Below are 10908 nucleotides of genomic sequence, written 5' to 3'. Positions count from 1 at the left end.
TTCGCCACGCGTTGTGGTCGAGTTGTCAGCCGGTCGGCGCGTCTTCACCTGGGGATTATTGGTGTCTAGACTTCATTTTGGTTCGCCTGTCTCAGGTCGCAATTCGGCTCCTATGTTTTTATGTTCGAGCATTTGTTCCCAAGCTAGCGCAAGACGCACTATTTCTCGCAAATCATCATGTGCCGGCACCCAGCCGAGTTCGGCCCGGATGCGGTCGGCCCTGGCGACGATTGAGGCCGGATCGCCAGCCCGGCGCGGCAAGTGCCGGACCGGAAAATCGACGCCAGACACTAGCTTCACCATATCCGCGACCTGCTTGACCGTATAGCCCCGACCATAGCCGCAGTTCAGGGTCAGGCTGACTCCGCCCCCCCGCAGGTGGTCGAGCGCGGCAAGATGAGCACGCGCCAGGTCGGTGACATGGATGTAGTCGCGTACGCAGGTGCCGTCGCGCGTCGGATAGTCCGTTCCGAAGATGTCAAGCCCCGGCCGCTGCCCCAGCGCCGCCTGGCAGGCGACCTTGATCAGATGCGTCGCGTTGTGCGTCGACTGGCCGGACCGGCCGCGCGGATCGGCCCCGGCGACATTGAAGTAGCGAAGCGCCACATAGCTCACCCCGTGCGCGGCGGCGACGTCGGCCAGCATCCACTCGCTCATCAGCTTGGAGCGGCCATAGGGGTTGATCGGCGCGAGCGCGACATCCTCCGGCACAGGCGAGACCGATGGCTCGCCATAGACCGCAGCCGTCGAGGAGAAGATCACATGCATGACGCCGCCGCGCACCGCGCTCTCCAGCAGCGACCGCGTCTTCACCGTGTTGGCGAGATAGTAGCCCAGCGGATCGGCGATCGAATCGGGCACTACGATGCGCGCGGCAAAGTGCGCGATCTCCGTGATCCGGTGCTCGGCGATGACGTCAGCGACAAAAGCTTGATCGGCGATGTCGCCCTTTACAAACACGGCCTCCGGCGGCACGGCCCACCAGAACCCGGTCGAGAGATCGTCCAACACCACGACGCGCTCGCCGCGATCCAGCAGCTCGAGCACCATATGGCTGCCGATATAGCCGGCCCCGCCAGACACAAGGATTGTCATAGACAAGCTCGCCCCTGCTCACAATAGCGGGCGTAACCTGTGCCGAAATCCATCTCGGTACAAGTGGGCGGCAATATTGCGAGCCGTCTGATGTCTAAAATCTCATATTCTAAATCAAGAAATTGGCGGCCGGCTGGCCGGCAATCTAGTCGGAACAAAATCAGCGAGCGTCCACAGCCTCTTGCGCGCCCACTTAATTCCAAGTCATAAGCCCAGTAGGGCGAGCGTGAAATCGAGCCGCTCCGCCAGGCCAAGGTGGCCGGTCTCGTCGGCGAATATCTGCATCAGCGCGAAGAAGCCGATGACGCCGATACGCGGAATGACGCTGTAGCGCAGGAAGCCGTCCTCGGGCCTCGGCTTGCGCTTGCGCAGTTGCGAAATGACCAGCGCGAAGGCCAGAACGACGGCATAGAAGATGTAGCTCTCGAAACGCACCAACGTGCCGAGAACACCATGCTCGGCGAGGAGATGCGCCTGCGCGACGAGGCTGAACAGGACGTTGCCGACGCAGGCAGCACAGAAGGTGGCGCAGGCAATGCGTAGGCGTGGATGGTTCTTGAACCAGCGCGCAAACGCGGGGAAAAAGAAGAAATCGACAAGAACCTCCTTGAAATAGAACAGATAGCGGTTCCAGAACTCGGCCAGCGTGCGCGCCGTCAGCGGGCGCGCCATGTTGCGCGGGATGCAGAAGCCAGCCATCCGGATCACAGCGACCATGGCGTGCCAGAAGGCGCCGACCGTCAGCATGGTGACGACAAAGTTCTTGAATACCACGCCCCAGCCGGCGAGCGCCGGCAGCGGCCGGCCTTCGGCCGTGGCCGTCAGCGCCTCGTTCAACGTCGGCCAGTCCGCCGCCTCGTAGAACAGTCGCGACAGGATGGCGTTTCCCGCCACGAGCAGGACCGCCCAGACGATCAGCTTGAGGGCCTTTAGCCGTGTCGCTGCCAGCGCCTCGGGCGTCTTCGCCTCGAAGGTCCTGAGATAGGTCAGCCCCTTGAAGGGAATGGAGGGGCCGCCCCAGAACGGCCGCAGGAAGCCGAGTCGCTGCAGCGTCGGCGTCTCGTCCTTGCCGCGCTGATCGGCGAAGGCGTAGGCGAGGAAGAAGAACGCCCCCGAATAGATCGCGATGAAGGTCCAGAGCAGGGCGTATGCGGCCGTCTCGGGTTCGAGGAGGAGGCCAAGCGCAAGCAGGACGCCAAGCGTGGCGAACTGGCCGACCACGGGGCGTCGACCGAAGAACGTCGTGCGGAAGCGCCGATGAACCCTAAGCGCGAGCCCGCAAATAGCGATGAAGCCGAGAACCAACGGCGCCTGGACGGCGAGATGGGCCAGTTCCGTCAGTTCCGGCGCGGAGTCCTGCGTGCGCTCGACGAAGAGGCGCTGCTGCTCATAGCGAAACGGCCGCAGCAGGAGATAGACGATCCCCGAGATCGCGACCGTGGCGAGGCGTCGCGCCGGCCAGAGCGCGCAGGCAAGAAGCGTTAGGGAGATCAGCGCGACCGACGCTGCCGAAACCTGGTTGCTCGCGGCGAGCACAAGCAGAAACGCCGAATGCAGCAGCACCGCGCCGGCCGGCGTCGCCGCGAAGGCGAGCGCGGCCGGGTTGCGGTCCATGCCGAGCCAGGCCCGCCGCCAGGCGAGCGGCCCGCCGACAGCGGCCGCCGCGTCCGGGCTCTGCGTTAGGGCGCGGCCCAGATCAGGCACGCGGGGCCGCCAGCGCTTCGATCTGGGCTAGCGTGTCGAGCTGCGTCACGTCGAAGTCGGCGTCGGCGAGGTCGATGCCGAAATCGCGTTCGAGCGCCATCATCACCTCGGTCGCCGCCAGCGAATCGAGCTTGCCGCTGAAGAACAACGAGTCATGATCGCCGACCGGGCCGGCATGGCCGCGCTCCGCCAGCATACCGAGGATGAGACTGCGGATGTCCTTGCCCATGGCGCCCTCCTCAGGTGACCGTTTCGAGCGTGCGCGCCGGTGCGGGGATGCCGAGTTCGAGCAGGGCGACGAGCGCGCGCCGGTCAATCTTGCCGTTCACGTTCTGCGGCATCGTCTCCAGCCGGTGGATCGCCGCAGGCATCATGTAGCGCGGCAGGCTGGCGAGCATGCGCACGCGGATGTCCTCCTCTGCGACCTCCCCGCGGACGACGAAGCTGACCAGCCCCTCCGCGGAGCCATGCGTCACCGGCCAAGCGACGGTGGCGGCTAGCTCCGTGCCGGCGGCGCGGCGCAAATGCATGTCAACCTCTTCCAGTTCGATCCGGTTGCCCTTGACCTTCACCTGGTTATCGACGCGGCCGAGATGATGGAACACACCGTCGGCGTCGCGGCTACCGAGATCGCCGGTTAGATACCAGCGCTTGCCTTCGATCACGCGAAAGCGGTCGGCTGTGAGCTCCGGCTGGCCGAAATAGCCCATGCCAACCTGCGGACCTGCAAGCGCGATCTCTCCGGGCGCACCGGGCGGAGCCGGACGCTGCGCGTCGTCGAGGATCGCGACCTCCATCGTCGGATAGGGCTGACCGATGGCGAGGATGCCGCGGCTTTCGGTCATGACCGGCGGGCTTGTCAGCCGCTGGCGCAGGCCGATAACGGTGCATTCGGTCGGCCCGTATATGTTCTCCACGACGCTGTTTGGTGCTGCGACCGCCCATGCCTGCGCGGCCTCGATCGCCAGCGGCTCGCCGCAGAAGATCGAGAGCCTGAGCGACGGCAGCACCCCGGGCTTCAGCGCACCGCTTCGGCGCATCAGTCCGATCACTGTCGGCACCGACATCCATACGGTCAGCTCCTGCCGGCGGATGAAGCGCGCCGGCGCCAACAGTTCGAGTTGCGACATTACATGCAGCGACCCGCCCGCCGCCAGGCACAGGAAGAGGTTGTGGACGGTCAAGTCGAAGGTGACGTCGCAGGCCTCGCCGATCCGGTCTTCGGGACGATAGCCCGTCCAGCCGCGACTTTGCTCAACGTAATGCGCGAGCGAGCCGGCCGAGATCATCACGCCTTTCGGCAGCCCGGTCGTGCCGGAGGTGAAGATGACATAGCCCAGAGCGTCCGCCGGCACATAAGCCGGCTCTGCCATGTAACCTTTCGCGAGACGCTCGCGCGACGCAAGGCGCTGCCCCTCGCGGCGAGGCGTGATGCCCTCCCCGGCGGGCGCGATCACGAGATCGGGCGCCGCCGCCAGCACATCGGGAGACAGCAACGCCGCGCCGTTGGCATCGCAAACCAGCGCGTCGAGCTCGAGCAGGCGCATCAATGCAGCGAGTCGCTCGGGCGGCCATTTGAGGTTTAGCGGCACGTAGGCGAAGCCCGCCCAGCAGGCACCCAGAATGCCGACATAAGCCTCTAGCGAGCGCGTGCCCAGCACGCCGATCCGGCCCGAGCGTCGGATTGGCACCAGGGCGGCGGCAAGTTGAGAGACCTGATCGGCGAGATCGCCATAGCTGCAGGATTTGCCGGCAACGACCAACGCGGGGTCTTGGGGATAAATACGCGCGCGGCGAGCGAAAGCCAAAGCGAGATTAAAGTTGTCGTCCTGCACTCGATGCCCCCATCATTCGCGCTGATTTGCTTGTATCATCACGCGGCGCCGCATGCATTGATACTCAAAGTAAAGTTTTTATGAAGGTTAAGATTAAAGCTCTATGTGCCATTACCGGCACACGCGGGACTGGCGCTACGGAAAAACCGGTGGTTCCGCCCTGAGCATGTCAAAGGCACTATTGTCCGGAACATTGGGGCCACATATTTGCCTAGCCCCGTCCGTTGAACGGTGAAAGTTGGCCCAACTCGGACCTTCAGGACGTCCGCTTGCGAGAAATTCTATCAGGGCCGAAGTTCGTCTCATCCCCTGACCGTGTAGTCGCCCAGCATCGTGGTCCGTTTCATGCTGAGCGGCGGCAGCCGGCGCCAGCTTCACACCTGCTCGCCGTTGGGCAAGGAATTTTAGCCCAGCTGAGCAACCAGGAAATCGCGCAGACGCGGATCGTCGGTCAGGCCTATGGCGCGCTGCACCGCGGCCTGTCTGCCGGGCGCGCCGGCCAAGCCCAGCACATGAGCGCGCGCCACCCAGTAGGGCGCGTAACCGGCGGCCTCAAGGGGCAGTGCGTCCAGCAGCGCCAACGCGGCCGCGGGCTCGCCGGACTCGGCCAGGGCCACGGCCTGGCCGACGCGCGCGCCGAGGTTGGCGTGGTGCTCCACGAGCACGCCGTACAGCTGTGCGATGGCGCGCCAGGGTGTCTGTCCCGTGGCGCGGCGTTGCGCATGGGCCGACTGGATGGCCGCCTCGATCTGGAAGGGCCCTGGCTGGCGCAGCTTAGCGGCGGTCCACAGCGCCGCCTCGGCCTCGTGGATGAGGTCGTCCCGCCAGCCGGCCGGGTCCTGCGCCGGCAGGGGCACAAAGCGGCCCACGGCATCGAACTGCGCGGCGCGTCGCGACTCGGCATGCAGTAGGAGGGCCAGCAGCCCCCAGGCCTCGGCCTGCGTCGGCAGCAACTGCGCCGCCAGGCGGGCCAAGAAGAGGGCTTCCTCGCGCAGGTCGTCAGCGGGGCTGTCCAGCGCGTGCCGGCCCAGGGTGTAGGCGGCGTAGATGGCCTCAAGCACGGCTGCCAGGCGCGCCGGCAGCTCGCGGGCTTCCGGCGCTTCGAAGCGCAGCGCGGCTTCGCGGATCCTCGCCTTGGCCCGAACCAGGCGCTGGGCCATCGCCGCAGGCGAGACGAGGAAGGCGCTGGCGATGACCTTGGCGTTCAGCCCCAGCACGGCCTGCAGCATTAGCGGCGCGTGGACGTTGGCCTCGATGGCCGGATGGGCGCACACGAACATCAGCTGAAGCCGTGCGTCGGGCACGGCTTGGCGCTCGGGAGCCTCGGGCTCGGCCTCGTCGAGCAGGGCGGTGACGCGCGGGTCCTGCGTCAGCCGGACGTGGCGGGCGTGGTGCAGCAGGCGGCGCTGGGCCGCCGCGGCCAGCCAGGCCTCGGGCGCGTCCGGCACGCCCTGCTCGGGCCAATGGCGCAGCGCGGCGGCAAAGGCGTCGGCCAGCGCATCCTCGGCAGCGGCGAGGTCGCGCCATTGCCAGGCCAGGCGCGCTACGAGGCGGCCATAGCTCTCACGGGCGACGCGCTCGGCCGCCGCCGACACGCCGTCGCTCATGCAGGCGCGTTCGTCGGCGGCGGCAGCACCGGCCGCACCTCGACGCTGCCGGCCGATGCGCAGGGCGCCCGCGCAGCCCATTCCAGTGCGTCGTCTAGGCTGACCGTCTCGACGATGAAGTAGCCGCCCAGATGCTCGTGGGTATCGGCGAAGGGGCCGTCCTGCACCTGGCGCTTTCCGCCTTCCACGCGCACGCGAATGGCGGTGCGCGGCGACTGCAGCCCGTTGCCGCTGACGACGATGCCACTTTCATACATAGCACCTACGTAGGCATTCCACGCGCCCCAGTAGGCGGGCGCGGCCGCAGGGTCGTCGCGGCGGCCGGTTTCGGCAGTGGTCTCATTGAAGATGAGCATGTATTGCATGGGGTTCTCCTTGGGCGGCTCGGGAACGTGCGCGTTCCTAACAGGGTGATGCGCGGCGGGGCGCCCGATCGACAGCGACGCAGGAAAATTTTTTCGCCCAGCCTTAAACCGCACGCAGCCGCCCGACGGCATCGCGGGCGTCTGCCTGATCCTCTTCATTTAGACTGGAAAGGTCGATTTCGTAATTGGCGACGATCAATGGCCACTGATCCAATACGCGCATTGCCTCCAACCGGGCCCGGCGGTCAGATGATGGCCGTTGCGGCGCATCTCGTTCAGGCCGCCGTCCGACGCTTCTGGCCCACAGCCGAAGCGGGAAACGACCGGTTTAGGGCGATCCAGTTCGCGCTGTCGCGCAAGTGGAATTTGCCTCTCGCGCGTTCGAATTGCCGAAGCGGTATCTAGCCGGCATTTGAAGTGAATTGCCCGCTCTCCGTAAACCGCCTGGTGCCATTCCTTTGTCGGGAGTGGTTCAATGTTCATTACCAGAAACCGCACGAACGATTTACCTCCGTCCATCGAGATCGAGATCATCGGCCGCCTTTATGGGGCCCTGACGCAGATCCTGTGCATCGCAGTCTGCCTGATCGTCGGCGGGGCGATTATGGCTGTCCGGACCGGAGATCCGGTGCTGTGGGGCATCGTCGGAGCCGCTGTGGTGACCAGCGGGCTGCGAGTCATGGGAGTGTTTGCCTTCGGCCACCGTTCACCGGGCGAACTTATGCTCACCCAGGCGCGGCGCTGGGAAAACCTTTATGCCGCCGCCGCTCTCGCTTTCACGCTTGTCATCGCGGCTTTGACCGTCCGCATTTTTCACGCCGAGTACACCGACGGCTACATTCTTACGGTCGGGCTGACCATGGGCCTCAGCTCCGGCGTCTGCTCGCGCGCTGTGCGATTCTGGATCTGCTGTGCAATCTGCACGCTCGCCGTTGGCGTTTTGATGGCCGCTTTGGCGTTTACGGGTGATGTCCTACTTCAGTCGATGGCGTTTCTGCTCGGCCTCTATCTGCTAAGCGTCTACGAAGCGGCTGCTCGCAACGTCACGCAGATGGAGACCGTGTTGATCGGCGAGCGCGAACTCGGTTTCGCCGCGCGCAAGGATGCGTTGACGGGCATCGCCAACCGCCGCGCCTTCGATGAGGCGCTCGCGACTGCTGCAGCATCTGGCGAGGCCTTTGCCCTTCTGCTTCTCGACCTGGATGGCTTCAAGGCCGTTAACGATCGCCTGGGGCATGCGGCCGGCGACGATCTGCTGCGACAGGTCGCCGCTCGACTGGGTACGGTTTCGCGCGAAGGAGATTTCATTGCCCGCGTCGGCGGCGACGAGTTCGCCATCATCGCTCGCGGGGCCGATGCGGGTGCCGCAAGAAATCTGGCCGAGCGAGCCGTCGCGCGGCTAGGCGAAGATTATATGCTGCTCGGATCTGCGGCCCAGGCGGGCGCATCGGTTGGCATAAAATCGGTGGCGGCCGGCAATCAGCAAAACGAACCTGAAGTCCTACGCCGCGCAGCGGATGAAGCCCTTTATGCCGCCAAACGCGCCGGCAAAGGCCGAGCTATGGTCGCGCCATTGCGAAGCGCTGCCTAGTCTTCCAGGCAGCCATGGACCGGTCGCCTATGACGTTCTAAAAGCGGCGTCGCGCTCATTTGAAACTGCCCCGATTTCCGCTCAGCCAAGTGAATCATAATCCGCCGACGTCAACTCGATGCAAAACGTGACGTGACGGCCTCAATCGCGTGTAGTGTGCAGATAATCAAATCCTTGCGATTGAGGCCTGCCTTGCCGTTTAGCCATTGGACACCCGACAGCCTGCGCCGTGCCATCCAGGCTGCGGGCGTTGCCCTTTGGTCATGGAACGTCGAGTCGGACACATTCGTCATGGACGAGCAAGGCTTCGTGATGTGGGCCGTCGACGATACCAAGGAATTGGTGTTCGAGGATCTGTCGGCTCGCATCCACCCTGCTGATCGCGACCGGGTCCGCGCCGCGTTCACCGCGACGCGCGGTATCGAGGGCTCCTACGAAATCGATTTCCGCATCATGATTGCCGACGAAATCCGATGGATCTCCGCGCGGGGTCTCGGCAACGATTCCGGAATGCACCAGGGTCACATGTACGGGATCTTCCTTGACGTGACCGGGCGCAAGCAGGCCGAGGAAGGACATGAGCTCCTTGCCGGCGAAATGAGCCATCGGGTCAAGAACCTGCTGGCGATTGCGTCGGGGCTGACCCAGATCGCGTCCCGCTCGTCGACGACTGCAGCGGAGATGGCCAAAGACCTGACGAACCGGCTGACGTCGCTAGGGCGGGCCCACGACCTCGTGCGGCCGTTGCCAGGCCACCAGGGCACAGCGGCGTTGTTGGGCGACCTGCTGTCGATCCTACTCTCGCCCTATGAGGACATGGGTGCCTTCAGCGGTCGCATCCGTGTCGCCGTTCCTCGCATGGGCGTCGGCGAGGGTGCGGCTACGACGCTGGCCTTGGTCATTCACGAACTGGCCACCAACTCGGTGAAGTACGGCGCCTTATCCTCGGACGAAGGGACTCTGGACGTATCCGGCTCGCTGGAGGGCGACGACATCAAGATTGTCTGGTTGGAGCGAGGCGGTCCTGCCGTCGAGCCGTCCAAGGTCAACGGTTATGGCAGCCGCCTAGTCGCTCGCAGCATCACTGGCCAGCTGAACGGCGCGATCGACTACGCATGGGAGCCGGAGGGCTTGATCGTGACGTTGACCATGAAGGTCTCCAAGCTGGCGAATTAGGTGTCAGCAAGTGGCGCATCTGGCCAGGACCAGCGTTCGACGCTCCTGGCCGATATGGGATCTAATGAATGCCTGCTAGGGGCGGGAGAAAAGGCTTTTTCAGACGTTTCGTTGAGGCGCACTTAGATAACCATTGCGTTATGATCTAGTAGCTTTTGCCTTAACATCGCGGACTGCGATGCCCCGTGCGCTGCGGAGGGTGCGGGCCATCTGGGCCGCGCCATCGAAGCCCGCGAGGGCGGCTGCATCCCCTGGGCATTTGCCGGCACCAAGTTCACGAAGCGCGAGATCGCACCGAAGGTCCAGCAGCGAACGGTAGGGTGTTCGACCCGTGGCGGCGCGATAGCACCGGATGAAATGGAACTTGCTCATGCCGACTACGCCGGCCATGTCATCCAGCCCGATATTGTGAGTGACATTCTCAAGCAAGTACCGCTCGATGCGCTGCAGTTCATTGAGGCCGAGCTTGCGATCGGGTCCATCGGACCTCGTCGGTCCAGACTGGAAAAGAGCCAATTCGGCGATCGCGAGCTGGCTCAGAGCGTCGACCAATAGCTCCTTGAAAGGAAGCGATCCCTGAACGACCTCGCTCAGGCGACTTGCCGTTTGAAGCAGTGTTGGAGACTGAAAGTGCACCTTCGGGTGCGACCATGATTTAAGGCAACGGACCGTCTCAGGGACGGACATTGGGTCGATATACAGCGCAGTAAAGGATTGCGAACGGTCAATGGGTTTGCACCACCCGTCAACCGAGGTCCCAGCCGGCAAAAACGTTAATGTTTGTCTCAAGTCGCGGCATTGCACCCGCTTCTCACCGTTGACCCTCATACTTCCGGCACTCAAGACGAGGTCGTGTAGCGCCAGGTAATGCGTATCGGTGCTGACGCTGAATTCATAATCGACAGGATCACTCGTCGCGACGTGCTCGGCGGTAGCCCCCGAGGTGATCACAACTGAGCGGGAAACCTGCGTCCGACGTTTGAGCGTGAGATCGATAAGGTTGCGATTTGGCACAATGAGATGGTTCCGGGTCGCGATCCAAGCCGACATAAAATGCGCGGTTCGTTACGTCAAACCAATCAGAATGTGTGGGTTCTCGATCAGGCAAAAATTGCGGGTACCGATAGCTTTGGTCGGCGATCGGCCGACCGAAGATGGAGTTATATAATTCTTTTACTTAAGGTAACATTCGCTAAGTTCGAGTTTCAACTGCACTCCGTGCGATAGAAACTGGTGGTCTCATTCTTTAAGATGCAAATAGAAAACAAAAAACTCGAAAACCCCAGCTGATTGTCGCGGTCGATAAGCGGCAGTGTACTTTTAGTTTTACATATTTTTAAGCGTTCCCGATCAATTTTACTCTCCGTCAGCGCCGACGGTCCGGTTCGGTGATAAGCGCTTCCGACAACAGATATTGCGCCCAACTAACCGGCTCTCGCTGGTCAGTTGGGGTGAGCCGCCAACCCAAAAACTTGCGCCCGAAATAGGCCATAGCGAGGACGCTCTTCATGAAGTCGATTGCGAACCGGATCGTG

9 protein-coding genes are annotated in these 10908 nt (G+C 63.6%); 2 read left to right on the top strand and 7 right to left on the bottom strand.

The window, feature by feature from the left end; genetic code table 11:
- Positions 1-72: 72 nt before the first annotated feature.
- The 6 genes from galE to IP69_RS14550 all read right to left on the bottom strand — a co-directional run bounded on the left by galE (position 73) and on the right by IP69_RS14550 (position 6606).
- Entirely contained in the window at positions 73-1095 is a 1023-nt protein-coding gene (gene galE, locus IP69_RS14575; RefSeq protein ID WP_054143561.1) for a UDP-glucose 4-epimerase GalE, read from the bottom strand.
- 204 nt (positions 1096-1299) lie between these two features.
- Positions 1300-2799: a hypothetical protein gene (locus tag IP69_RS14570; protein ID WP_054143560.1), complete on the bottom strand. Its 1500-nt coding sequence runs from the start codon at positions 2797-2799 to the stop codon at positions 1300-1302.
- Positions 2792-3028, bottom strand: a complete 237-nt coding sequence (locus IP69_RS14565; protein ID WP_054143559.1) for an acyl carrier protein — start codon at positions 3026-3028, stop codon at positions 2792-2794. Before IP69_RS14565 ends, IP69_RS14570 begins: the two co-directional genes overlap by 8 nt.
- Positions 3029-3038: 10 nt before the next feature.
- Positions 3039-4634, bottom strand: a complete 1596-nt coding sequence (locus tag IP69_RS14560; RefSeq protein ID WP_082359339.1) for an AMP-binding protein — start codon at positions 4632-4634, stop codon at positions 3039-3041.
- Positions 4635-5038: 404 nt separating this feature from the next.
- Complete coding sequence (locus tag IP69_RS14555; RefSeq protein WP_054143615.1) at positions 5039-6241, bottom strand: DUF6596 domain-containing protein; 1203 nt, start codon at positions 6239-6241, stop codon at positions 5039-5041.
- Positions 6238-6606, bottom strand: coding sequence for a YciI family protein (locus tag IP69_RS14550; protein ID WP_054143557.1), 369 nt, complete (start codon positions 6604-6606; stop codon positions 6238-6240). The genes IP69_RS14555 and IP69_RS14550 overlap by 4 nt, the downstream gene beginning before the upstream one ends.
- A 475-nt stretch (positions 6607-7081) precedes the next feature.
- On the opposite strand from IP69_RS14550, the gene IP69_RS14545 reads away from it, so the two are divergent.
- Together IP69_RS14545 and IP69_RS14540 are read left to right on the top strand one after the other, a co-directional pair.
- Positions 7082-8197, top strand: a complete 1116-nt coding sequence (locus IP69_RS14545) for a diguanylate cyclase (RefSeq protein WP_054143556.1) — start codon at positions 7082-7084, stop codon at positions 8195-8197.
- Positions 8198-8488: 291 nt separating this feature from the next.
- The gene (locus IP69_RS14540; RefSeq protein WP_082359353.1) at positions 8489-9373 is read left to right on the top strand and encodes an HWE histidine kinase domain-containing protein; all 885 of its coding nucleotides are present in this window, start codon (positions 8489-8491) and stop codon (positions 9371-9373) included.
- 138 nt (positions 9374-9511) lie between these two features.
- On the opposite strand, the gene IP69_RS14535 is transcribed toward IP69_RS14540, so the two are convergent.
- Positions 9512-10423, bottom strand: coding sequence for an AraC family transcriptional regulator (locus tag IP69_RS14535; RefSeq protein WP_054143554.1), 912 nt, complete (start codon positions 10421-10423; stop codon positions 9512-9514).
- Positions 10424-10908 lie beyond the last annotated feature (485 nt).

It is taken from the genome of Allobosea sp. AAP35, from assembly GCF_001295925.1.
In the GTDB taxonomy this organism is placed as follows: domain Bacteria; phylum Pseudomonadota; class Alphaproteobacteria; order Rhizobiales; family Beijerinckiaceae; genus Allobosea.
Note: the sequence above shows the minus strand (reverse complement) of the source record. Positions and strands in the feature narration are given on the sequence as shown.

Bases quoted from the DNA above. Each gene is read 5' to 3' on its own strand.
- galE (WP_054143561.1), bottom strand. From the start codon at position 1,095: ATGACAATCCTTGTGTCTGGCGGGGCCGGCTATATCGGCAGCCATATG.
- IP69_RS14535 (WP_054143554.1), bottom strand. From the start codon at position 10,423: ATGTCGGCTTGGATCGCGACCCGGAACCATCTCATTGTGCCAAATCGC.
- IP69_RS14555 (WP_054143615.1), bottom strand. From the start codon at position 6,241: ATGAGCGACGGCGTGTCGGCGGCGGCCGAGCGCGTCGCCCGTGAGAGC.
- IP69_RS14545 (WP_054143556.1), top strand. From the start codon at position 7,082: ATGTTCATTACCAGAAACCGCACGAACGATTTACCTCCGTCCATCGAG.
- IP69_RS14565 (WP_054143559.1), bottom strand. From the start codon at position 3,028: ATGGGCAAGGACATCCGCAGTCTCATCCTCGGTATGCTGGCGGAGCGC.
- IP69_RS14540 (WP_082359353.1), top strand. From the start codon at position 8,489: ATGGACGAGCAAGGCTTCGTGATGTGGGCCGTCGACGATACCAAGGAA.
- IP69_RS14550 (WP_054143557.1), bottom strand. From the start codon at position 6,606: ATGCAATACATGCTCATCTTCAATGAGACCACTGCCGAAACCGGCCGC.